The 23489-nt window shown below is 63.8% G+C and carries 17 protein-coding genes; 11 read left to right on the top strand and 6 right to left on the bottom strand.

Annotation, left to right across the window (positions count from 1 at the left end; all coding sequences use genetic code 11):
• Positions 1-14: 14 nt before the first annotated feature.
• The 5 genes from pstB to H7F51_RS04755 form a co-directional block, all read right to left on the bottom strand.
• Positions 15-800: a phosphate ABC transporter ATP-binding protein PstB gene (pstB, locus tag H7F51_RS04775; RefSeq protein WP_343061207.1), complete on the bottom strand. Its 786-nt coding sequence runs from the start codon at positions 798-800 to the stop codon at positions 15-17.
• A complete protein-coding gene (pstA, locus tag H7F51_RS04770; RefSeq protein WP_185663087.1) occupies positions 797-2062 on the bottom strand; it encodes a phosphate ABC transporter permease PstA in 1266 nt (421 codons plus the stop codon). The genes pstB and pstA overlap by 4 nt, the downstream gene beginning before the upstream one ends.
• Complete coding sequence (gene pstC / locus H7F51_RS04765; protein ID WP_185663086.1) at positions 2055-3440, bottom strand: phosphate ABC transporter permease subunit PstC; 1386 nt, start codon at positions 3438-3440, stop codon at positions 2055-2057. The genes pstA and pstC overlap by 8 nt, the downstream gene beginning before the upstream one ends.
• A 103-nt stretch (positions 3441-3543) precedes the next feature.
• The gene (locus H7F51_RS04760; protein ID WP_185663085.1) at positions 3544-4722 is read right to left on the bottom strand and encodes an ATP-binding protein; all 1179 of its coding nucleotides are present in this window, start codon (positions 4720-4722) and stop codon (positions 3544-3546) included.
• Between the two features lie 120 nt (positions 4723-4842).
• Positions 4843-7626 (bottom strand): TonB-dependent receptor domain-containing protein, encoded by a 2784-nt coding sequence (locus H7F51_RS04755; protein ID WP_343061206.1) that lies wholly within the window; start codon positions 7624-7626, stop codon positions 4843-4845.
• A gap of 359 nt (positions 7627-7985) precedes the next feature.
• Here H7F51_RS04755 and H7F51_RS04750 point away from each other — a divergent pair, with 359 nt between their 5' ends.
• The 9 genes from H7F51_RS04750 to H7F51_RS04710 all read left to right on the top strand — a co-directional run bounded on the left by H7F51_RS04750 (position 7986) and on the right by H7F51_RS04710 (position 18956).
• Positions 7986-8249, top strand: a complete 264-nt coding sequence (locus tag H7F51_RS04750) for a type II toxin-antitoxin system ParD family antitoxin (protein WP_185663285.1) — start codon at positions 7986-7988, stop codon at positions 8247-8249.
• Positions 8250-8280: 31 nt separating this feature from the next.
• Entirely contained in the window at positions 8281-8589 is a 309-nt protein-coding gene (locus tag H7F51_RS04745; RefSeq protein WP_185663084.1) for a hypothetical protein, read from the top strand.
• 1 nt (position 8590) lies between these two features.
• Positions 8591-8728 (top strand): hypothetical protein, encoded by a 138-nt coding sequence (locus H7F51_RS04740; protein ID WP_185663083.1) that lies wholly within the window; start codon positions 8591-8593, stop codon positions 8726-8728.
• A 21-nt stretch (positions 8729-8749) separates the two neighbouring features.
• Positions 8750-11038, top strand: a complete 2289-nt coding sequence (locus H7F51_RS04735) for a glycosyltransferase family 4 protein (protein WP_185663082.1) — start codon at positions 8750-8752, stop codon at positions 11036-11038.
• A 7-nt stretch (positions 11039-11045) separates the two neighbouring features.
• Entirely contained in the window at positions 11046-12347 is a 1302-nt protein-coding gene (locus H7F51_RS04730; protein WP_185663284.1) for a glycoside hydrolase family 130 protein, read from the top strand.
• A 517-nt stretch (positions 12348-12864) separates the two neighbouring features.
• The gene (locus H7F51_RS04725; RefSeq protein WP_185663081.1) at positions 12865-13746 is read left to right on the top strand and encodes an amidohydrolase family protein; all 882 of its coding nucleotides are present in this window, start codon (positions 12865-12867) and stop codon (positions 13744-13746) included.
• Positions 13747-13815: 69 nt separating this feature from the next.
• A complete protein-coding gene (locus tag H7F51_RS04720; protein WP_185663080.1) occupies positions 13816-16650 on the top strand; it encodes a TonB-dependent receptor plug domain-containing protein in 2835 nt (944 codons plus the stop codon).
• 224 nt (positions 16651-16874) lie between these two features.
• Entirely contained in the window at positions 16875-17858 is a 984-nt protein-coding gene (locus H7F51_RS04715; RefSeq protein ID WP_185663079.1) for an ABC transporter substrate-binding protein, read from the top strand.
• Positions 17859-17921: 63 nt separating this feature from the next.
• Positions 17922-18956 carry an ABC transporter substrate-binding protein gene (locus tag H7F51_RS04710; RefSeq protein ID WP_185663078.1) on the top strand — a complete coding sequence of 345 codons (1035 nt, stop codon included), beginning with the start codon at positions 17922-17924 and terminating at the stop codon, positions 18954-18956.
• Here H7F51_RS04710 and H7F51_RS04705 read toward each other — a convergent pair.
• Positions 18917-20257: a LysR family transcriptional regulator gene (locus H7F51_RS04705; protein ID WP_185663077.1), complete on the bottom strand. Its 1341-nt coding sequence runs from the start codon at positions 20255-20257 to the stop codon at positions 18917-18919. The two genes, H7F51_RS04710 and H7F51_RS04705, sit on opposite strands and share 40 nt — an antisense overlap.
• Positions 20258-20710: 453 nt before the next feature.
• On the opposite strand from H7F51_RS04705, the gene H7F51_RS04700 reads away from it, so the two are divergent.
• Positions 20711-21967, top strand: coding sequence for an MFS transporter (locus H7F51_RS04700; RefSeq protein ID WP_185663076.1), 1257 nt, complete (start codon positions 20711-20713; stop codon positions 21965-21967).
• 70 nt (positions 21968-22037) lie between these two features.
• Positions 22038-23462, top strand: a complete 1425-nt coding sequence (locus H7F51_RS04695) for an MFS transporter (protein WP_185663075.1) — start codon at positions 22038-22040, stop codon at positions 23460-23462.
• The last annotated feature ends 27 nt before the right edge of the window (positions 23463-23489 follow it).

Raw genomic sequence — 23489 nt, 5'->3', positions numbered from 1 at the left:
TGCCTGTCCCTCGCTCAGCCGTAGCGGCCGGTGATGTAGTCCTTCGTCCGCTCTTCGCGCGGATTGGTGAAGATGTCGGAAGTCTTGCCGTATTCCACCATCTTGCCGAGGTGGAAGAAGGCCGTGCGCTGCGAGACGCGGGCGGCCTGCTGCATCGAGTGGGTGACGATGACGATGGCGTAGCGGCCCTTGAGTTCGCCGATCAGTTCCTCGATCCGCGCCGTGGCGATCGGGTCGAGGGCCGAGCAGGGTTCGTCCATCAGGATCACTTCCGGGTCTACCGCAATTGCACGGGCAATGCAGAGCCGTTGCTGCTGGCCGCCGGAGAGGGCCGTGCCGCTGTCGGCCAGGCGGTCCTTGACCTCGTCCCACAGACCGGCGCGCTTGAGCGAGCGTTCGACGATCCCGTCAAGCTCGCCCTTCCCCGCGGCGAGGCCATGGATGCGGGGGCCGTAAGCGACGTTCTCGTAGATCGACTTGGGGAAGGGGTTGGGCTTCTGGAAGACCATGCCGACCCGCGCGCGCAGCTGGACCACGTCCATGCCGGAGCGATAGATGTCCTCGCCGTCGAGCCGGATCTCGCCTTCGACGCGGGCGCCGGCGATCGTGTCGTTCATCCGGTTGAGCGTGCGCAGGAAGGTCGACTTCCCGCAGCCCGAGGGGCCGATGAAAGCCGTGACATATTCGGTCGGAATGTCGATCGACACTTCGTCCAGCGCGCGCTTCTCGCCATAGTAGACGGAGACGTCGCGGGCCGAGATCTTGGCTTCGACCGGGTCAAGTTCGTGCAGCGTGGTCACCAGCGTTTCTCGAAGCGGTTGCGCAGATAGATGGCGAGGCCATTCATCGCGAGGAGGAAGACGAGGAGGACGATGATCGCGGCGCTCGTGCGTTCGACAAAGCCGCGGTCGATCTCGTCCGACCAGAGGAATATCTGCACCGGCAGGACCGAGGCAGGCGAGGTCAGGCCATCAGGCGGGCTGGCAACGAAGGCGCGCATGCCGATCATCAGCAGCGGCGCGGTTTCGCCCAGCGCGCGGGCCATGCCGATGATCGTGCCGGTGAGGATGCCGGGCAGCGCCAGCGGCAGGACGTGGTGGAACACGACCTGGACCCGGCTCGCGCCGATGCCGAGGGCTGCGTCACGGATCGAGGGTGGAACCGCCTTGATCGCGTTGCGACTGGAAATGACGATGACCGGCATGGTCATCAGCGCCAGGGTCATGCCGCCGATCAGCGGGGCCGAACGCCAGTTGGGAAAGATCCCTAGGAAAACGGCGAGGCCGAGCAGGCCGAAGATGATCGAAGGCACGGCCGCGAGGTTGTTGATCGAGACCTCGATCAGGTCGGTCCAGCGGCCGCGCGGGGCGTATTCCTCAAGGTAGACCGCGGCGAGGACGGCGATCGGGAAGGCGAGGGCGAGGGTGACCGCCATGGTCAGGATCGAGCCCTTGAGCGCGCCCCAGATGCCGACGGCCTGGGCATGGGTGGCATCGGCGCGCGAGAGAAAGCCGAGATCCCAGGCGCGGAACAGCTTGCCCTTGGCGGCAAGATCCGTGGCCACGCCGCGCAGCTCGGGCTTGCCTTCGCCGCGCAGGGCGGCGGCCATGTCGTCGCTCACCGGGAGGTCGACCGTGATCTTCTGCGAAAGCAGGGCCGGATCGGCGATCAGCTTGCTGCCGACTTCACGCCAGGCATCGCTTGCCACTTCGTCGGCGGCGCGCTTGTCGACCTGCTGCGAAACGGCGAACTGGACCACCTCGGGCAGGCCCGCGCCTTCAAGGGCGCGCATGGCGCCATCGCCCTTGAGCTGGGACGGGTCGAGGGTGAGGCTGCCGGCGGAAAGATCGATCTCCGTCCGCAGCACTGTGCGTTTGAAGCCGCCGATTCCGTTGGCGGTCATCGTCACCAGCAGGAAGGCGAGGACGGCGACCGAGAACAGGATCGCGCCAATCCCGGCGGCGCGGAACAGCCGCTCGGCCCGGTAGCGCTTCCGCAGACGCGCGGCGGCGAGAGCCGGATCTCGCGCGGGGCGGGCGGAGGTGGGGGCGGGCTCAGTCATAGGCTTCGCGGAACCGCTTGACGACGCGCAGGGCCACGAAGTTGAGGCTCAGCGTGACGAGGAACAGGACCATGCCGAGGGCGAAGGCCGAAAGCGTGGCGGGGTGGTCGAAGGAGCCTTCGCCGGTCAGCATGGCGACGATCTGGAAGGTGACCGTGGTCATCGATTCGAACGGGTTGGCGGTGAGCCGCGCCGTGGCGCCGGCGGCCATGACCACGATCATCGTCTCACCGATGGCGCGGCTGACGGCGAGCATGACGCCCGCGACGATGCCGGGAAGAGCGGCGGGAACCAGGACCCGGCGGATCGTCTCGTACTTGGTCGCGCCCATGGCAAGGCTGCCGTCGCGCAGCGACTGGGGCACGGCGGCGATCGAATCGTCGGCCATCGAGGAGACGAAGGGGATGATCATGATCCCCATGACCACGCCTGCTGCCAGGGCGCTTTCCGAGGAGGCGCTGGCAATGCCGACGAGTTTGCCGAAATCGCGGATCGCCGGGGCGACGGTGAGGGCGGCGAAATAGCCGTAGACCACGGTCGGCACGCCGGCGAGGATCTCGAGCATGGGCTTGAGCCATTTGCGCAGCACCGGCGTGGCATATTGGGTGAGGTAGATCGCGCTCATCAGGCCGAGCGGGATGGCGACGAGCATGGCGATCACCGCGCCGATGTAGATCGTGCCCCAGAACAGCGGCAGGGCGCCGTAGCTGTCGGCCGTGCCGGCGCCGACCGAGGCCATCGGATCGGGCGACCAGTGCGTCCCCAGCAGGAACTTGAGCGGCGAAACGATCTGGAAGAAGCGCGCGGTCTCGAAGACCAGCGAGACGAGAATGCCCAGCGTGGTGAGGATCGCGACCAGCGAGGCGGCGAGCAGGATGCCCATCACGATCCGCTCGACATGGGTGCGGGCGCGGAAATCGGGCCTCAGCTTGAGGAAGGCGAATGCCCCGCAGGCGAAGCCGACCAGCAGGGTGACCACGATGCCGATCGTGCCATAAAGCGTCATCGCTTCGCGGAATGCGGGGACCAGCGCGCGCGACAGCGGATTGAAGGCGGCGGCCGAGGCATCGTAGGCCAGATCGTGCGCCTCGGCGAGCACGGCATCGCGCTTCATTCCGAAGGCGGGCAGACCGCTTGCGGCGGGCGAGGCGAGAACCTTGGAGAGAATCAGCGAGGGGCTGAGCGACGCCCAGGCGATCGCGAAGATCGCGGCGGGGATCAGCGCTGCCAGCGCCACGAACCAGCCATGATAGGTCGGCAGCGAGTGCAGGCGCACGGCGTTGCCCTCGGCAGCGAAACGGTGAGCGCGCGCGCGGGCGACCAGCCAGCCGACCAGGGCGAGGGCGACGGCCATCAGCACGGGGGTGGCGGGGCTCATGCGCAGCCGCTTTCAGCGCCGGAGCTTACGGGGAATTGCATCCGGGTAATGTCTCCAGTGAGCCGCCTCATGCAGCGGCCTCTGTCGGTTGAACGTGACACTTTTATGACACGGGCGAGAAGCGCGCGGAAACAGTTGTTCCGACCCCGAGGGTTGAGGCAATGTCGAGCTGGCCGCGATGGCGCTCGACGATGTGCTTGACGATGGCGAGGCCGAGCCCGGTGCCGCCCGCGGCGCGGCTGCGGCCGGGGTCGGTGCGGTAGAAACGGCGGGTCAGGTGGGGCAGGTGTTCCGGTGCGATCCCGGCGCCGTTGTCCGCCACGGCGAGGCGCACTGAGCCGGGGCCTTCTGCTTGCAGTGTTACCCGCACCGGGGCCTGGGCATCGCCATATTTCAGGGCATTGTCGATCAGGTTGCGGACCAGCTGCTCAAGCTGGGCGCGGTCGCCGCGCAGGTTTACCGGGGCATCGGGCACGGTCACCTCGACCCGGCCCTTTCCGGCCAGGGCCGTGGCCTCGCCTGCCACGCGCTCGATCAGCCGGGCAAGATCGACCGTCTCGTCGGGCAGGTCGTGCTTTTCCGCCTCGACCTGGGAGAGCGACATGAGGTCGGAGACCAGCACCTGCATCCGCCGCGCCTCGCGCAGGACGGTTTCGTGGAAGCGGAGCGAGGTGGCCGGATCGACCTTGCCGCCGGCATCGATCAGCGTTTCGATATAGCCGATGATCGCGGCCAGCGGTGTGCGCAGTTCATGGCTGGCATTGGCAACGAAATCGGTGTGGGCGCGGCTGACGTCGGCCTCTGTCGTGCGATCGCGCAGCTCGATCAGCCAGCGGGTCTCGTCGACCCTGCGGCGGGTGAGTTGCCACAGGCTTCGTCCACCGGTGAAGCCGGGGATCGTGACCGTGCCGTCGTCGCCCAGGTCGAGCAGGCGGATCGCCTCCGGATGGCGCAGGACGATGCGCGCATCCTGCCCGAGGATGTGCGCGCCGAGGACCGAGCGAGCGGCCTGGTTGGCCTCGACGATGCGCTGGCCCTCGATCAGCACCAGCGGGGTGCCGACCGGCCCCAGCAGGTCGCGGCGCGCGGTGGCGGCGGCCCCGGCAAAGTCGGGCTCGGCCGCGAAGGGGGCGGGATCGGGCAGCAGAAGCCATAGCGATCCGGTCCACAGCACGAGTACCGTAAGCGTCAGCCACGGCTCGGCCCCGCTGGCCAACATGCCGGCGGCCGTGGCGAGGGCGATGCCGAGCCCGGCCCAGGGGTGCTTGCGTCGATGATCCATAATCGGCGCGCGTTTAACGCCCGCCCGGTGAGGGGGCCAGCCTTTTCGCCAGAACGGGAAAGGGGCGGCGGAGAAATCCGCCGCCCCCGTCAGGTCCGATGGTTCTGATCCGCGGCGGGATCAGAAGCGCGCCTTCACGCCGGCATAGAGCATGCGGCCGAACAGATCGTAAGTGTCCGCCACCGTGTTGGTCCCGGGGAACTGGCTGTTGCCGCTGGCGATGTAGGGCGGCTGCTTGTCGAACAGGTTGTTGACGCCGAGGTAGAACTCGAACTTCCGGTCCGGCCCGATCGCGACCTTCGCCTGAAGGTTGTGATAGGTATAGGCCGGGATGTGGAACGCGCCCTCGCTGGCATCGACCGGACCATAGTACTTCATCGACCAGGCTATGGAGACCGGGCCGGTGGCGTAGTCCGCGCCCAGCGTGAACTGGTTGCGGAAACCGGTGCCGAGCTGGCTGCCGGCATAGGTGTCGGCCTGGCCCAGCTCGTTCGAGACCACCCCGCCGACGAACGGCGTCTGCTCCTGCTTGAACTTGTGGTTGTAGTAGACCGACAGGCTCAGCCGCTCGTTCGGGTTGAACAGGTGGGTCGGAAACCAGTAGTGCGCCTGCACGTCGATCCCGGCCACGCGGTACGAGGCCGCGTTGACCTGGAACGAGTCCACCGCGGTGATGAAGCCATTGGCATCGCGGGTGACGTAGTTGCAGAACTGCGGGTTGCCCGTGGCGAGGCACTGCTCGACCGAGGTCTGCTGGTCGACCGATGAAATGGCGTTCTTCACCTTGATCGAATAATAGTCCGCCGTCAGGTCGAAGCGGGGCAGGAACGTCGGCGTCAGGGTGAAGCCAGCGGTGAAAGTATCGGTCGCCTCGGCCTTGAGATTTGGATTGCCCCCGAGCAGGCCGGTCACGGTCTGTACCTGCGCCAGGGTATAGGCGAAGTAGGGGTGGGACTTGAGGTAGTTGGCGATCCCCGGAATGGCGAGGCAGGCCGCCGGAATGGTCGCCGACGATGGCAGCTGGCCGGGCGCGAGATCGCCGTTGCCTTCGTTCTGGTCGCACGGGTCGATGACCTGCGGCGCGGTCGTGCTCTGCTTGGCATCAAGCTCGTTGATGTTCGGCGCGCGCACCGCCCGGGCATAGATCGCCCGGAAGCGGATGTTGCGATCGGGCGCCCAGGCCCCGCCGTACTTGTAGGACCACACCGAGCCGATGGTCGAATAGTTGGCGTAGCGCACCGCGCCTTCGAGCGACAGGTCGTGGAAGAACGGGGTATCGCGCAGGATGGGGACGTTCACTTCGCCGTAGGCTTCGGCCGAGTGATAGCTGCCGACCGTGTCGGTCGCCTGCTGCGCCGCGCTGTAGCCCGAAATGGTGAAGGGATCGTAGTGCTGGGTCGACTTCTCGCGGTGGTACTCGGCGCCGACGGCCACGCCGACCGGGCCGGCCGGAAGTTCGAACAGCGATCCGGTCAGATTGAGTGACGCGACATCCTGGTAGTTCCAGCGCAGGTAGTCGTTCGTCACGGTCTGGCCCGGGGTCGCGCCCGGAACGACCACGCCGGTGCCGGTGTAGGTCGTGAGCCACTTGATCATCGCCGGGGTCACGGTGTTGAAGCCGAAGATGTTGATCGGCACACAGCCGGCGGCGCGGGCCGCCGGATCGGCGCAAACCAGCTGGCCGTTCAGCGTGATCGCATTGAGCGCGGCGCCATAGTTGGTCATCATGATCGATTCCGACCGGGTATCGTCGCGCACCTGGCTGTGCTCGTAGGACAAGTCGTATTTCCAGCCGGGCGAAATGCTGCCCCGGACGCCGATCACCCCGCGGAAATAGTCCCGCTCCGCCCGGGGGCTACGATCGAAGATGCCGTTGGAGCGGCGGCGGAAATTGACGACGTCCTGGTCGTTGGCGATCGCCGCATTGGCGATCGTCGCCGGCAACAGCGGATTGGTCACCGGGATGCCGGCAAAGGCCGAGCCGTCGTAGTTGTAGACCGACTGGCCCTGGACGCCTTGATCATCGACCGCGAGCGGCTCGATGCTGCCGCGCGCCTTGGTCTTGGTGTAGTTCAACTCGAAGTAGGCGTCGGCCGCATTGCTGAATTCGTAATTGCCCAGCAGCGAGGCCTGGTAGCGCTCGATCGGGGTGGCCAGCAGGCGGTCCGCCGCGCGGTTGTAGCCGTCGATCGCGGCGCCTTCGTAAGGCTTGACCGCGTTGTTGGCGCCGAAGGTGTAGGTCGTGCCATCGCCGAGCGTGTACGACGCCGTGCCGCTGGTGTCGTAAAGGCCCTGGGCAGCATAGGAGCTGCGTGAAGGCGCGTCGAACTGCGAATAGGCGCGGGCCGACGAGGCGAGGCCAGCGTCATTCGCATAGGTGAAATTGGCGATGATGTGGCCCGCGCCGCCCCCGAAGTCCTTGCCTGCGGTGATCGAGGCCAGCTGGTTGCCGGCATCACCCCTGTCCGAGATCTGGCCCTGGAGGTGGAGCTGGACGCCGGTGAACTTCTTCTTGAGGATGATGTTCACGACGCCAGCGACGGCATCCGAACCATAGACCGCCGAGGCGCCGCCGGTGGCGATCTCGACATGGTCGATCAGGTCGGTCGGAATGTTGTTGAGGTCGACCGCGGTACTGCCGGGAATGCCGACGCTGCGCCGCCCGTTGATCAGGACCAGTGTGCGCGCCGAGCCGAGGTTGCGCAGGTTTACCGTGGCAACGCCGGTGTCGTAGTTGGAGAAGTTCGACGCGGTGCGGTCGAGCGACTGCCCTGCCACCGGAAGATCGCGCAAGACGTCGAGCAGAAAGGTCTGCCCCTTGTCGTCGATCTTGTCGGCGCCGACGACGGCGATCGGAATCGATGCGGTCAGATCGGTGCGGGCAATGCGCGAGCCGGTGACCACGATCGTCTCGTTAGGGGGTTCCGTTGCAGCGTCGGGGGCGCTCTGCGCGATGGCGGGTGCGGCGCAAAGGCTCAGGGCGAGTGGGGCACATGCGGCTCCGCAGAGCAGCCGCAAGGGGCTCCTGAACAGGAGGGAATCGAAAGTCGTCATAGGTGGTTCAGCCCTCTTTAGAGGTGTTGGTTCGGCGAGAATCGCCGGCAATATCAGCAGCATGCTAGGTTGACATTGCTGTCAATAAAATCACTGACACGAAGGTCAGTAAAGGCGTCGTTGCCTCGAGATATACATTTTGAAACGAAATGTTGTTTTGCGGCAACACTGGCTGACCGCAGTTGGCGCCGCACCGAGACGCTGTTGAAGTGGGGGGCGTTGGGGCGCCACGGCGCTTCACCCTGCGCACCCATTTCGAGGGGTTCCTCAGGCAGCAGGGGAACGGCGGCCGCTATGCGTCGGCGAGCGCGGTCGTCCGTGACTGCCTTGGTCGGCGCGAAGAGGCGTTCCGAAGCAGGTCGACTTCAGCCCTGACGCGCGAGTTCCGGAGCGATGTGCCTCGTCGGTGGGACGCGGCCGCGTCAGATGTCATCATGAATAATCCGAACGAATCTGTGCCGCCATCTTGCTAAACCGTGCTATGGCTCAGCCATCACTTGAAATATGATCAAGCCACTCGTGACAGAAGGACACCCTGCGCCTTCGCTTGAAGTCGGAGTGTGCGCCATGTGCCTCAATGAGATACTCAAGGAAGAGCAGATCGCGTTGATGCGATATTCTGCAGAAGTGACTAATTTCGGAGCCATTTCCCTAAACGAACGGCTTGACCAGCTCGCGCGCGAGCTCGAACATTACCCCTACATCCATCGTCCGTACTTGATACAGGGCTTGAAGAAGAGGCGCTCGGCGCTGCGCCCGCAACCCGACTCCTCGGCCCCGTCGGCATGGGAAAACGAAGGCGAGGCCCTCTGACATGGCCAAGTCCCAGAAACGCAGCAATCGCGAAATCCGCAAACCCAAGGCAAGCAGGACGAAGTCCCCCGCCACGATCGCAGGTGTGCCTGCATTTCCGGTGAGCGCCCTGGTCCAGAAACCGAAAGGCAAGCTCTGAGGCGACTTTCACGCTCGCCCGTTGCGGGTTGCCTTCATTGGCAATGCCCTTCCGCGCCGTTGTGGCATTGCGACCTTCACGACCGATCTTGAATTGGCTGTCAGCAGTCTCGGGGACGTGTCGGAAACCGCGATCATTGCCATGTGCGATCCGGGAAGCACCTATGACTTCCCGCCTCACGTCGTCCGCTGCATCGCGCAGGCCGAGCCGGAGAGTTATGCTGCCGCGGCACGCTTCATCAATGCCGAAGGCTTCGATGTTGTCTGCCTGCAGCATGAGTTCGGCATTTTCGGCGGAGAAGCCGGAAGCCTGATCCTTGGCCTTGTCCTGGCCCTGGAAGTGCCACTCGTCACCGTGTTCCACACCGTGCTCGATCGGCCGTCCGATCCGCAGCGGCAGGTCATGAACGTCCTCATCGCGGCTTCGGCGCGCGTTGTCGTCATGGCCCGCAAGGGGCGCGGTATCCTGCGCCAGATATACGGAGCGCCTCCGGAAAAGATCGACATCATCCCGCACGGCATCCCCGATGTGCCGCTGGCGACTTCGCATGTGGCCAAGGAGAAGCTTGGATATGGCGACCGGGAGGTCATCCTTACCTTCGGCTTGATCAGCCCCAACAAGGGCATCGAAACGATGATCGAGGCCATGCCCGCAGTTATCGAAGAGGCGGAGAACGCGGTCTACGTGGTGATGGGGGCAACCCATCCAAAGCTGCTGGCCGAGACGGGCGAAGCCTATCGCGAGACGCTGATCGCGCGGGTGCAGGCGCTTGGCATCGACGACCATGTTGTATTTCTCAACCAGTTCGTCGACCGGCCAGCGCTGCTCGACCATATCGCCATGTGCGATGTCTATGTCACGCCGTACCTGGTGGAATCGCAGATGACTTCGGGCACGCTTGCCTATTCGCATGGACTCGGCCGACCGGTCGTCTCGACCCCTTACTGGCATGCGGCCGAACTGCTGAGTGATGGTTCAGGCGTTCTGGTGTCGTTCGGCGACACCGCTGCAATGGGAAATGCTGTTGGCGCGCTGCTCGCCAATGATTCCGCACGCCTCGCCATGGGACGTAAGGCTTACGCAGCGAGCCGGGCGATGACCTGGGCCAATACCGGCAAGCGTTTCGCCGACATTTTCCGCACTTCGCTGCGTGGCAATGCGGCAAGAATGCCCTTGAGTTTTCAAGGCCCGGTCGAAGTCGCATTGCCCGCCCCCGCATTCGGCCACCTTGGCGCGATGTGCGACGATACCGGAATGTTCCAGCACGCCGTTCATTCCATTCCAGACCGCGCGCACGGCTATTGCATCGACGACAATGCCCGGGCGCTGTTGCTGTGCTGCGAACTGGAGGGCGACGCCTTGGGGGAGGCGGCCACCTCCGGGCTCACCGATCGTTTCGCGGCTTTCATTCAGCATGGCTGGAACCCGGACAACCGGCGCTTTCGCAATTTCATGGGGTTCAGCCGCCAATGGCTGGAACCTGCCGGATCAGAAGACAGTCATGGTCGCACGCTCTGGGCACTGGGGGTCTGCGCCGCCTCCCGCACTGATCCCGTCCGGGCGCAATGGGCCAAGCGTCTGTTTGGCGAAGCATTGGGCACGGTTGCGCACTTCACATCGCCCCGCGCCTGGGCATTCACCTTGCTGGGGCTCGATGGCTACTGTCGCGTCGCACCGCAAGACCGGGTAGCCGGCAAGCAGCGGCTGGACCTTGCATACCGGCTCGATCACCTGTTGTCCGCCAGCGAGACATCCGAATGGACCTGGTTCGAAGACCGGCTGAGCTATGACAATGCGCGCCTCTCCCAGGCGCTGATCGTCACGGGCATGGCGACCGGCGCGGATCACCTGATCCACGCCGGCTTGCGTAGCCTCCGCTGGCTGGTGACAATGCAGACAGCACCGCAGGGGCATTTCCGGCCGGTCGGTTCGCAGGGTTTCATGCTTTCGGACCGAAGCTCCCCGAAGGCGTTCGACCAGCAGCCTCTGGAAGCCTGCGCCACGATTGCGGCTTGCGCCACCGCATTCGGGAGCGATCCGGTTGATGGATGGCTGATTTCGGCCAGGCGCGCCTTTGCCTGGTTTCTGGGCGACAACGACCTTGCGATACCGCTCGTCGATATTGTTTCGGGAAGCTGCCGAGACGGGCTCCATCCCGATCGCGCGAACGAAAACCGCGGCGCCGAATCTGTCCTGTCTTACCTGTTGGGGCTGAACGACATGCGGCGACTTGAGCCGGCTGCCCGGCGCCATCCTGAACCATCCATTGGTGGAAATCGCGCAGTGCCGCTGCACCAGCTTGACGCGTAAGGCCACCATGACAACTGCCCATTTCTTCAATCGTCAGACACTGCATCTCAGACCGGATCCCTCCCGGGTTCTCGTCCGTCCATTTCGCCCGGCAGTCGAACCCAGGGACCTCAACGCGGTCGACAAGACGCGCGCGAATCGCATTGTTGACAGGGTCCTTGCCCTCAGCGCCGATCAAGTGGCGGAATTGCTGGCGGTAACGCTTGAGAATTTCGACGACCGGCACCGCAACCTCCCTGAAATCTTTGAACGGCGCGCCAATGAGATGGACCGGATATTCGACAGCCACACGTCGCTTTCGAAAGCTCAGTTGCAACTGATCGGCGCCTATTTCCTCCACGAATACAGCTTTGAAGCCGCCGCGCTGTTCAACCCCAGCATCGTCCCTCATCCCGACCAGTCCAATCTGGAAGAAGGTTGCGGCCGGTTCATCCTGAGTTTGCGGGCGGTTGGCGAGGGGCATATCTCGTCGCTCACTTTCCGAACCGGCATTCTTGCTTGCGACGGCACCGTCACGATCGCGCCGCCTGCCCGCCTTGCCGGCGTTCCCACCGTAACGGCCCGGCTTGGCGACAGGCTGGAGATTGGTTTCGATCCGGCAAGCGACATTTCCGAACGGGTAATTTTTCCCATCACCGATATGCAGGCCAACGGCATCGAGGATGCTCGCTTCGTGGCGTTCGAGGATGGCGGCAAGACAACCTACTACGCCACCTACACCGCTTACAGCGGGCAAGGCATCCGCTCCGAACTGCTGGAAACCACGGACTTCGTGACGTTCCGCCTAGCCCCGCTTCGGGGACCGGCGGCACGTAACAAGGGCATGGCGCTGTTCCCGCGCAAGATCGGCGGCCGTTACGCGATGATCGCCCGGCACGATAACGAGAGCCTGCATCTGATCTATTCCGACGACATCCATGAATGGGGTCTGGGCACGGCTATCCTCACGCCGCAGTTCCCTTGGGAATTCATCCAGATCGGTAATTGCGGATCGCCTATCGAACTGGATGAGGGCTGGCTCCTGCTCACGCACGGCGTCGGACCGGTGCGGCACTATTCGATCGGCGCGGTGTTGCTCGACAAGGATGAACCGTCCCGCGTCATCGGGCGATCGCGGGAGCCACTGGTCAAGCCGGCGCCAGCCGAACGCGAAGGCTATGTGCCCAACGTCGTCTATTCCTGCGGCGCGATCAGGGTCGGGGAGCGGATTGCCCTGCCTTACGCGATTTCTGACACTTTCTCGACGTTCGCAACGCTGAAGGTGGCGGCCCTACTTGAGCTCCTCAAGGCTGGAATGGAAACGCCTTGAGGTAGCCGGCAACTGCGCCGCTTGCCGCTGGCTATGGCACGCAGGTCGATGCCGCTGAGCATGCGGAAACTCACCCCGCAATACGATCTTTCGCCCGGGAACGAGTGGTTTCCGGCGTGTGTCAAAATGGCTGAGGCGTTGGCCGGTCCGGAATGCCTCGCTTTAGCCCGGTCAAGCAGGATGCCGCCCGTCGTTCATCCAGGCCGCGTCTCGATTGGCCCAGGTTCGCTTTCCAGTTCCCACCAGCGCTCCATAGCAAAAACTGATGGCAGGCGACGAAATACAGCTTTGCGCATTGCTAGCCAATTCTCCACATACATGATCGACAGAACAGGAGAGGGCTCGATCAATTCGTATCGTTCATCCACCTGCTTGTTTATATCATGTCATGCATCCAAGTTATCCTGATATTATTTCGGGACAATTTTGGGTGTCCCCGGGAATGTAATAAGCTTACAATTGAACAAATACTGATGATCAATGTAGCCCTCGCTTCGATGCGAGGAGCATTTTGGTTATGAAAATTATCGACACGCATCCGCATGTCGTTTCCGAAGACAGTGTCCGCTATCCGATCTCACCGCTCGGCGAACGGCGCTCGGACTGGTCGCACGAAAGGTCGGTCACCACCGAGCAATTGATCGACGCGATGGACAGTGCAGGGATCGCAAAGGCAGCTCTGGTCCATTCGTCAACCACCTATGGCTTTGCTTGTGGCTACGTGGCCGACGCGGTCGCCGCCTATCCAGACAGGTTGACCGGCGTCTTTTCGATGAACGTGCTGGCAGACGATGCCGTTCACACGATGCGCAAGTGGTTCGCCAAGGGGCTGACGGGCATGCGAATCTACGTCAAGGGCACGACGGTCACCACGGCCTGGCTGAGCCTCGACGATCCGCGATTGTTCCCTGTCTATGCCTGTGCGGCAGATTTGGGGATCACGGTTGCCGTGAACGTCAACGCGGTGGATGGGTTCGAAGCCCTGGAAGCGGCGATGCAGCGGTTTCCCGAGGTGAACTTCTTCCTCGATCATGCAGGCCGGGCTGACTATTCCGACGGTGCGCCCTTCACGGCGGCCGGGCCTCTATTGCGGCTGGCGCGCCATCCCAACCTGTTCCTGAAGGTGACCTCGGTCAACTTCCTCAAGGGCAAGGGATGGGATCGTCCGGCTCCGATCCTGGAGCGGCTGGTCAGTGAGTTTGGTGCCGATCGCATCGCCTGGGGCTCTAACTATCCGGCCAGCGAGGGCAGCATGAAGGATCTGCTCGACATGGCGATGCGGGGTTGCGCGACGCTGTCGGACGAGGATCGCGAATGGATTTTCTCGCGCACCGCGCTGCGCCTCTACCCAAGCCTGACATCAAATCGTGAACAGGCGTCCGCCCGGTCTTGCGGCTGATCTACCCTTTTTCGCACTAAGGACCAGTCAAGGTCCAGACATCAACAACTTGATCCTTTTGGGGGATGTATGTCCATAAAGTCCATCTATCTGCTTGGAACCGCCAGCGCGCTGGTCTTCGCTGTTCAGGCCCATGCGCAGGAAACGGCAGCACCGCCCCCGGCGGACGTCGATATCGTCGTCACCGGCTCGCGCGTGGTCAAGAATGGCGATGACAGTCCGTCGCCGGTGACCGTGGTCAGTTCGAAGGATCTGATGACCACCATGCCGGGCATGTCGCTGGCGGAAGGGCTCAATACGATTCCTGCCTTCTCGGGCTCGCGCCAGAGCACCTCCAACCCGACCAACACCGGCACCCAGTCGGGCGGCAACGGCGCGGCCAACACCCTTAACCTGCGCAACCTTGGCGCCAACCGGACCCTCGTGCTGGAAGACGGCCGCCGCGTACCGCCGACCCTGTTCAACGGGCTTGTGGACGTCGACATCGTCCCGCAAATGCTGGTGGACCGTGTGGATATCGTCACCGGCGGCGTCTCGGCCGTCTACGGTTCCGATGCCGTTTCCGGCGTGGTCAACTACGTGCTCAACCGCAAGTTCAACGGTTTCAAGGGGCAGGCCAGCGCCGGCATTTCCCGGTATGGTGATGACGGCCGCCGCGACGTCGGCTTTGCCTATGGGACGCAACTGGGTGAGCGCCTGCACGTCGAGGCGAGCTACCAGTATCGCAAGGAAGACGCGGTCCGCTTTCGCTCGAGCCGTCCGACGCTTCAGCAGGTGGGCGTCACCGGCGCCGGCACGGCGACGAGCCCGTACGTGCTCCAGACCAACCTGCGTCAGTCCGGAACCCCGTTCGGTGGCCTGATTACCAGCGGCACGCTGAACGGCAAGACCTTCACCATGGACGGTGTCCTGTCGAGCTTCGTCAACGGTACGGCGACGGGCACTTCCGGCATTCAGATCGGCGGTGATGGCGGCTACTTTGACGGCAGTCTGATCAGTGGGAGCGAAGCGCATCAGCTCTTCGGGCGCGCCGATTATGAACTTTCGGATTCGGTCCATGCCTTCGTCCAGGCCTCGGGCACCTTCAAGACCAACGTCTCGGATGGCGATGCCGGCATTCTCTCCAACGTGACGCTCAGCCGCGACAACGCCTTCCTGCCCGCCGCGGTCAAGGCCCTGATCCCGGCGACGGAAACGACCTTCACCTACAGCCAGCTGCTCAACCAGGTGCCACCTGCGCATGAGGACATGAAGTCCAGCCAGTTCATCCTGACTGCTGGGCTGGACGGGAGCATCGGCGGCTGGAAGTGGACGGCCGACTATACGCACGGCTTCACCAAGCTGGATAACCGGCTGTCCAACGACATCAACCGCCAGAAGTTGGCCGCTGCGCTCGATGCCGTTTCCAGCAACGGGCAGATCGTCTGCCAGCCTGCGCTGACCAATGCTGCCTATGCCGGTTGCGTGCCGTTCAACCCGTTCGGGCCGACCGCCGCGAGCCAGGGCGCCATCAGCTACATCACCGACACGGTGAACTACATCGCCCGCACCACGACCGACAACGTTGCCGGCTCGATCAGCGGCGACGTGTTCGAGGGCTGGGCCGGTCCGCTCACCGCCGCCCTTTCGGGTGAATGGCGCCGGATCGGCTTCGTCTCGACCTCCACCTCCACCCCCGACAACGTGGCCGACTGCACCAGCCTGCGCTTCGGCAACTGCAAGGCGGCTACGGCCACCGTTGCCGCTACCTCGCTCAACGATTTCCAGTTCGGCGCGTCTCCGGGCGGCCTTTCGCAGACCGTGTGGGAAGGCGCGGGCGAATTCCAGATGCCGTTGATCAAGGATGCCGGAATCATCCAGAGCCTCAACCTCAACGCGGCTGCACGCTATACGCATTACAGCACCAGCGGGAACTACTGGACCTGGAAGATCGGCGGCGATCTGGAGCTCGCGGGGAACCTGCGCTTCCGCGTAACCCGCTCGCGCGATATCCGGGCACCCACGCTGTATGAGCTGTTTGCACCGACCAGCCAGACTATCGTCCGGGCAACCGACTACCTGACCGGCACCAACCCCACAATTCCGCAGCGCACCCTTGGCAACCCCGGGCTTACTGCCGAAATCGGCAATGCCCTGACGGCGGGCGTGGTATGGAAGCCGGCGCGGGGCCTGAGCCTCGCGGTGGATGCCTACCGGATCAACATCAGCAATGCGATTACCCAGGTGACCGGGTCCACCCAGAGCCTGCAAACAGCTTGCTACAACAGTGGCGGCACGTCCCCGTACTGCGCCCTGCAAGTGCGTCCCAACGGCCTGGCGGACCAGACACCGGCCAACGCCGCGACAATGTGGCTGATCCAGAACATCAACCTGGCCCAGGTGAAGACTTGGGGCGTGGACTTCGAGGTCAACTATCAAGGGGAACTGTTCGGCCGTCCGTTCCAGACACGCGTGCTGGCCGCCTGGCAGCCGCATATCTACTATATCCAGCCGGACGTGCCGACCATTGACCAGGGCGGTGTGGCGTTCGGTCCGCTGGGTCTCTATGCAGCTCCGTCGGTCCGCCTCAACGCCAACTTCCGCTACCAGGTCACTGACAGCCTGACGTTCGACATCAATGAACGCTGGCGCAACGCAATGAAGCTGGGCGGCGATCCGACGCAGGTGTGGGTCAACAACCACATCGACGCGTTCGGGGTGACCAACCTCAACCTGTCGTGGGACATCAAGCGCGATCACGGCGGTTTTCAGTTCTATGTCAACGTGCAGAACCTGTTCGATGCCAAGCCGCCGATCGGAGCCTATTCCGGCAATGGCAGTCGCGCGGGCCTGCGTGACGGTTTCGCGATCGGCGACGACATTCGCGGCCGCTACTACACCGCAGGCGTGAAGGTGCAGTTCTGAACGGGGGCGCGGGCGCCGGTGGGCGCCTGCGGCCGCCAACCTGTCGCAGTTCCTGCGGGGAGGGCGGCGGCGGGCGATGGTGAAAATCGCCCGACCTCATAAGATATCGGACCGGCGCGTTCCAATACCACGCGGGTTGAATTGACACTCCTTGCGCGCCGGGCGCAACCCGCCCGCACCTTCCCCAAGCCTGGTGCCAGACATCCAATTTCAGGAGAATTCCCTTGGCTAACAAGGTCCATCTCAAGCTTGCCATTGCCGAGCATCCGCACACGTCCCGCATCCGCGACGGATCGATCCCGATCGAAGGCGTGGACGCCGAATTCATTACCGTAAAGCCGCAGATCGGCGCCTTCCGCCGCATGGTCCGTGATCTTGAGTTCGACGTCTGCGAACTGGCGCCGACCACCTACATCATCGCCCGCGGCTATGACGCTCCGTTCATCGGCCTGCCGATCTTCGTGGTTCGCCGTTTCCATCATGCCGGAATGCTTGTCCGTCCGGATTCCGGGATCAAGACCCCCAAGGACCTTGAGGGCAAGAAGGTCGGCGTGCGCGCCTATTCGGTCACGACCGGCGCCTGGATCCGCCAGGTTTTCATGGACGAATACGGCCTTGACCCCAGCAAGGTCACCTGGGTGGTCGACGATGAAGAGCATGTTACCCAGCTCAAGCTGCCGCCCAACGTGATCCATGCCACCCGGCCCCTGGCCGACATGATGGCGGATGGAGAGCTTCAGGCTGGCGTCGGGGCCAATGCCGGCATCGGTCGCAAGGGCAGTCCGACGGGCGGCTGGCAGGAGGTCGCGGCCGATTATCCAGATCTCATCCCCAATGCCGAAGAAGTTGAGGCCGAATACTACCGCCGCACCGGTGTTTATCCGATGCACGGGACGATTGTCGTGAAGGATGAGGTGCTGGCCCAGCATCCGTGGGTTGCGCGTTCGCTTTACGATGCTTTCGCCCAGGCCAAGGATGAATGGCTGGAACAGCTGAATTCGGGCGAGGCCACGGGCAAGGGAGCGGACAAGTATCGCAAGCTCCAGAAGATCGTCGGTCCCGATCCGTTGCCCTATGGCATCGAGGTGAACCGTCCCACCATCGAAGCGCTGGAGGCGACCGCCTTCAAGCAGGGTCTTACGCCGAAGCGCCTGACCCTGGACGAACTGTTCGTCGATCCCGAAAAGATCGCCCCCTACCTGGGCTAAGTGCATGGCGGTGCGCTGGGCCCCTGGTCCGGCGCACCGCCCTTGCCGTGAGAAGGGTGAGCAATGTTCCTGCCCCGGCGCGACTTTCTCTTCGGCTTGGGCGCGAGTGCCGCAGCGGCACTCGTTGCAGGCCCTGCTGGCGCGCGCCGACGGCTGGCCCCGCTTTCGATCCGCCTTGCCAGCAACCAAGGGGTGGAGAACGCCACCTTGCAGCAGTTGATGGCTGACTGCGGGTTCGCCCGTGATCTGGCCCTCGACATTGCCTTGGTGGAAAGCAGGGACATTGCCGGGCCACTCGCCGCGCTGTCAGCGGGGGCGGCTGACCTGTGCATGATTTCTGCCTTCGCGGGAGTGCTGCCGGCGATTGAGGCTGGGCAGCCCGTGCGGCTGGTGGGCAGCGCGATGCAGCTTCCAGCTCTGGCGGTTTGCACTGCGCGCTCAGACGTTCGCCGTTTGCGGGATCTTGTCGGAAAGCGCATCGGCATTGGCGAGCGACAGGGGTTGCTCCATCTTCTGATGATCGCGCTGCTGCGCCAGTCGGGGATGGGCGAGGACAGCGTCACCTTCGTCTCGGTCGGCAGCAACGCCCAGGTACTCGAAGCCGTCCTGGCCGGGCGCGTTGATGCCGGTCCCTGCGGGGTGGCAGGCCTGTCCGATCCTCGCACGCGGGTGATTGCCGGGGGGCGGTTATGGCAGGCCCTGCCGCAGTTTACCTATCAGCTTGCCTATGCCTCGCGCGATGCTCTCGCTCATCGGGGGGAAGCGGTGGCGCGCTGTCTTGCCGCTTATACCCGGCTGTTTCGGTTCGTGTCGGATCGTTCATCCCGCAATGCCTATCTTGCCGCGCGCAAGGCGGTCGGCGGGGACAGTGCCGGCGGCGAGCAGGTGTGGGAATTCATCCAGAAATGCCAGCCATATGGGCGCTTGCCAGGACTGTCGCCGGCCCACATCGCCTATCTCCAGCGCCTGAATCTCAGTGTGGGCTTGCAGCATCGCGTCCTGCCCTTTGCAGACGTTGCCGATCCGGCCCCTGCGGGTTTCGCGCGGCGCCTTCTGGCTCATCCGGCGCTACGTGCCATGCCCCGCTCCGCCGCCTGAGCGCGCAGGCGACCGGTCATCTGGGTCTTGCGCAGGAAGTCCAGGAAGTTCTTCTGGATATCCGATGGCACCCAGTTCCGCCGCGTCGTCACCCCGATGAACGCATCCTCCTGCGCCAGGCGGTAAGGCACCTTGGCCAGCGTGTGGCCCAAGCTCTGGTCCAGCAGGATCTGGCTCTCCGTCAGGATCGTCATGCGGTCACTTTCAGCCAGCAGGAGGGACAGGATCGTCAGGGAATAGGTTTCGATGTTCGTGCGTGGTTCAGTCGGAAAATCCGAGAAAAGCATTTCGAAATTGGCCCGGCGCGCCGTCAATGGTCCGGGCATGACCCAGTCGTAACGGGCCAGATCCTCGACGGTGACATTCTCGCGCCCGGCGAGAGGATGATCGCGCCTCACCGCGATGACATAGGGGTCGGGTGCGAGAATTTCCTCGACCACGTCATCGGTCGGCGGCGGCAGCTTGAGCAGGCCGACGATGAAGTCGATAGACCCGGCCCGCAGCCGTTCCAGAAGCACGTCGTAGGAGGCCGTGGCGATGTCGACGTTGACGTCGGGATGGGTCGCTGAAAAGGCGCTGATCGCCGAGGCGAGGAACCCGCTTCCTGCAAGCAGCAGGCCGCCAACCAGAATCCGCCCACGCTCGCGCAGCTTCTGCGCCTCGATCCGCTCATAGGCCCATTCAAATTCCCGGACGGCGAGGTGCAGGCGGTTGGCCAAGCGATAGCCGACCTCGTTCACCGTCGAGCCGCGAGCCGTGTTGCTGAACAGTTGGGCGTTGAGATTGCCTTCGAGAGTCCGGGCCGATCGGTGGATCGTAGGCTGGGCCACGCCGATACGGCGGGCCGCCTGCATGAACGAGCCGGATTCCTTGATCGAAATGAGCGCCAGCACCTGCGATTTGGTCAGCCGCATCGACAGGGACTGAACCGAAGCGCCGCCATGCGCGCTGCTGCCGGCGGCGAACTCACGCAAGGCCTCTTCCATGTTGGCGAACAGCTTGTCGGTATGTTCCTTCAGGATCTTGCCGACTTCGGTCAGGTAGCTCCCTTTACTTCGCCTTTCGAAGAGCGGGGAGCCGAGTTCCGCCTCCAACCGAGCGATCGCCTGGGTAACTGCCGATTGCGAAAGGTTGAGGTCAATCGAAGCTTGCGAGATGCTTTCCGCTTCGGCAACCGCGGCGAAGGCGCGGATTAGCCGGAGGCTCGGAAAGAACCCGAATACGGTGTTTATCCCGCTGTATTCAGATTTCTCGCCCGCGATCCGGCGGGGGGGCTTGGGCTGAAGCGCACTGGGGGGCATGGCGGCAACTCTCCAGATTATTGTTTTGTTTCATCTGCTGGGTCGCCCTTCCCGAGCACCGCCGCAGAACTGGCATGATGGTAGTGCCTTGTCTCCTCATCAGGGAAGAAGCCTATACCAAAAACTTATGCCACGACACATCAAACGGGATTGAGATAATCGGCGGGAGAGGGGACAAGACTGCAGGCCGGCTCTATGAAATGGCCATTATAAAGAAGCACGCGAACGTGCACGAGAGGTCAGTGGAAGGGGATGCGGATCAAGCGCGCGGCGGCATGTGTCGCTGTGTTGAAGGCCGGGCATATTGAGCCAGCTTATGGCGTAAAGGTGTTGTCGCCTGCTCCTCTGTCTGGCCCTCGTAGTCTGTCGGCGCGTCTTGATTTCCCAGTTCTACATTGTCCTCGAATGCAGTTCGTTTGTGTCGAACGTCCTCCTGCAAGTTTCGAGGTCCCGATGTCCCTGATTTGGTACGGCGAGCTATCCAAGAATGAGAGGCGATCCTTCTGGGCCTGCCTCGGCGGCTACACGCTCGATTCACTCGATTCCCAGATGTATGCGCTGCTGGCGCCGCTCCTGATCACGATCGTCGGCTTCACCAAGCCCGAAATCGGCATGCTGACGACCACGGGCCTGATCGGCAACGCCCTTGGCGGCTGGGTTGCGGGCGTGGCTGCGGATCGCTTCGGCCGCAAGCGGTTGCTCCAGATCACGATCCTGTGGGTCGCCGGGTTCTCGGGCCTGGCGGCGCTCTGTTCGACGCACACCGAATTCTTCGCCGTTCGTTTCCTCCAGGGCATGGGCTTCGGCGGCGAGGCGGCGGTCGCGGGCGTTCTGCTCGGGGAAGTGGTAAGATCTCATCTGCGCGGCCGCGTGGTCACCGGCGCGCAGGCGGGCTACGGGCTCGGTTACGCTCTTGCGCTGATCGTCATGCCGATCCTTTTCAGCATGTTCGAAGAGACCATCGCCTGGCGGATCATGTTCGCGGTCGGTGCCGTGCCGGGCGTGCTCGCCCTCTACGTTCGCAAGTATGTGCCGGAGAGCGAGGCATATGAAAACCTGCGCGAGGAGCGCCGCGCCGGCGCTGCGGTCACGCCGTTCTGGAACATCTTCGATCGCGCCAACCGCAGGACATCGATTTTCGGCGTGATGCTGTCCACGGGCATCCTCGGAGGAGGATTCGCCATCCACGCGTGGCTGCCGACATACCTTCGGCTCAACCTTCACCTGCAAGTGACGAAGACCGCCGGCTACCTTGCGCTCAGCGTCACCGGTCTGATCCTCGGGCCGCTGATCGGCGGCTTCATCAGTGACCGCATCGGCCGCCGCCAGACCTTCCTCACCCTAGTCCCTTGCCATGCGGCGGTCGTGGTGGCTCTACTGTTCATGCAGCCTTCGCTGACCGCTGTCCTGTTCTTGATCCTGCTGCAAGGCACCCTGCAAGGGGCCACCGCAGGAACCATGCTGCCGACGTTCTCCGAACTCTTTGCAACCGACGTGCGCGGCACGGGAGTGGGCTTCTGCATCACCGGCGGGCGCGGCATTGGCTCGGTCTCGACCACTGCCGTCGGTCTGCTGGCCACCACCATGCCGCTGAACGAGGCGATGGGAACCTGTACCCTCAGCGCGTTTTGCCTCGCCATCCTGGCGGCAGCCTTCCTGCCCGACCGCTCAGGCGCGGCGCTGATGATGCACACCGCCCCGGCCGAATAACCGGGACCGGACCAGCAGCAATCTCCTGGCTGTTGCTGGTCCGGAACCCCGAACAAGCGAAACATAGAACATGTTGCCTGCCGACGCTCCCTCCGGCTTTCGCCGCGTCGCGCTGATCGTTGCCTGTGCGCTGTTCATGCAGAACCTTGATGCCACGGTTCTCGCTACGGTGCTTCCGACCATGGCGCGGGAATTCCATGTGTCGCCGGCACAGATCAGCCTCGCGCTTACCGGATATCTTCTTGCCCTCGCAGTGTTCATTCCTGCTTCCGGCCCGTTGGCGGATCGCTTCGGCGCGCGCCGCACGTTTCAGGCCGCCATCGCGCTGTTCGTTGCCGGGTCCATTTTTTGCGGCATGGCAACTGGGCTCACGAGTTTGGTGGTCGCTCGCGTCGTTCAGGGGGTTGGCGGGGCACTGATGGTCCCGGTTGGCCGGCTGGTCCTGTTGCGCACCGTTCGCAAACATGAACTGGTTGCCGCCATCGCCTGGTTGACCATGCCGGCCATGCTGGGGCCGATCCTGGGGCCTCCGGTGGGCGGGGCCATCGTGACCTGGCTCGACTGGCGCTGGATATTCTGGATCAACCTGCCGATGGGCCTGTTCGGGATCGCCATGGTGGGCCGGTATATTGCCGAACATGCCGTAGCCGAGGCGGCCCCGTTCGATCTCGCCGGCTTTATCCTGTGCGGGTTCACGCTGGCGCCGCTCATCTTCGGTCTCCAACTGGCGGGGCGCTCGGTTCACCCGATGATCGGTGCGGGGCTGATCGGTGCGGGGCTCCTGTCCGGGTTCGCCTACGTGAGACACGCAAGGCGGGCCGATGCTCCCGTGCTGGACCTTTCCCTGCTGCGGATCTCCACGTTTCGCCGCTCGCTGATCGGGGGGTCGCTGACCCGCATCACCCAGGGCGCCATGCCGTTTCTTATGCCGATGCTGCTGCAACTTACCTTCGGCCTGTCCGCCGCAGCCAGCGGGACCGTGACCTTTGCCTCGGCGCTCGGCGCCTTCACGATGAAAAGCGTGGCGCCAAAGATCCTGCGCAGGGTCGGCTTTCGCACGACCCTTATGGTTGTCGGCGTGGCTTCCCCCCTGTTCTACGCGATGACGGGGCTCATCCGCCATGCCTGGCCGATGCCGGCGATCTTCGTGCTCCTGCTTTGCTGTGGCTTCCTTGTCTCGCTGCAGTTCACGGCTTTCAACGCCATTGCCTATGCCGACATAGAGCCGGAGCAAATGAGTCGGGCGACCAGTTTCTACGCTACGTTTCAACAGCTCTCCCTGTCGGTTGGCATCTGCGCGGCGGCCACTTCGCTGGGAATCTCCATGCGCCTTGGTGGCCGCGCGGTGCCCACCTTCGCCGACTTCGGCGCTGCGATCTGGACAGTGACCGGACTTTCGCTGCTGGCCATCTTCAACAACCGTGGTTTCGCCTTCGGCGACGGGGCCGAGATGAGCCGCCCGGCTTTCCCGGCGACGGAACGGCGGGCAGGGTGATGGTCCACGCGGCAACCGCAGCGGATT

This window comes from Novosphingobium flavum (genome assembly GCF_014230315.1).
Classification (GTDB): Bacteria; Pseudomonadota; Alphaproteobacteria; order Sphingomonadales; family Sphingomonadaceae; genus Novosphingobium; species Novosphingobium flavum.
Note: the sequence above shows the minus strand (reverse complement) of the source record. Positions and strands in the feature narration are given on the sequence as shown.

Bases quoted from the DNA above. Each gene is read 5' to 3' on its own strand.
- pstC (WP_185663086.1), bottom strand. From the start codon at position 3,440: ATGAGCCCCGCCACCCCCGTGCTGATGGCCGTCGCCCTCGCCCTGGTC.
- H7F51_RS04740 (WP_185663083.1), top strand. From the start codon at position 8,591: ATGGCCAAGTCCCAGAAACGCAGCAATCGCGAAATCCGCAAACCCAAG.
- H7F51_RS04725 (WP_185663081.1), top strand. From the start codon at position 12,865: ATGAAAATTATCGACACGCATCCGCATGTCGTTTCCGAAGACAGTGTC.
- H7F51_RS04695 (WP_185663075.1), top strand. From the start codon at position 22,038: ATGTTGCCTGCCGACGCTCCCTCCGGCTTTCGCCGCGTCGCGCTGATC.
- H7F51_RS04710 (WP_185663078.1), top strand. From the start codon at position 17,922: ATGTTCCTGCCCCGGCGCGACTTTCTCTTCGGCTTGGGCGCGAGTGCC.
- H7F51_RS04730 (WP_185663284.1), top strand. From the start codon at position 11,046: ATGACAACTGCCCATTTCTTCAATCGTCAGACACTGCATCTCAGACCG.
- H7F51_RS04760 (WP_185663085.1), bottom strand. From the start codon at position 4,722: ATGGATCATCGACGCAAGCACCCCTGGGCCGGGCTCGGCATCGCCCTC.
- H7F51_RS04745 (WP_185663084.1), top strand. From the start codon at position 8,281: ATGATCAAGCCACTCGTGACAGAAGGACACCCTGCGCCTTCGCTTGAA.
- pstA (WP_185663087.1), bottom strand. From the start codon at position 2,062: ATGACTGAGCCCGCCCCCACCTCCGCCCGCCCCGCGCGAGATCCGGCT.
- H7F51_RS04700 (WP_185663076.1), top strand. From the start codon at position 20,711: ATGTCCCTGATTTGGTACGGCGAGCTATCCAAGAATGAGAGGCGATCC.
- H7F51_RS04705 (WP_185663077.1), bottom strand. From the start codon at position 20,257: ATGCCCCCCAGTGCGCTTCAGCCCAAGCCCCCCCGCCGGATCGCGGGC.
- H7F51_RS04720 (WP_185663080.1), top strand. From the start codon at position 13,816: ATGTCCATAAAGTCCATCTATCTGCTTGGAACCGCCAGCGCGCTGGTC.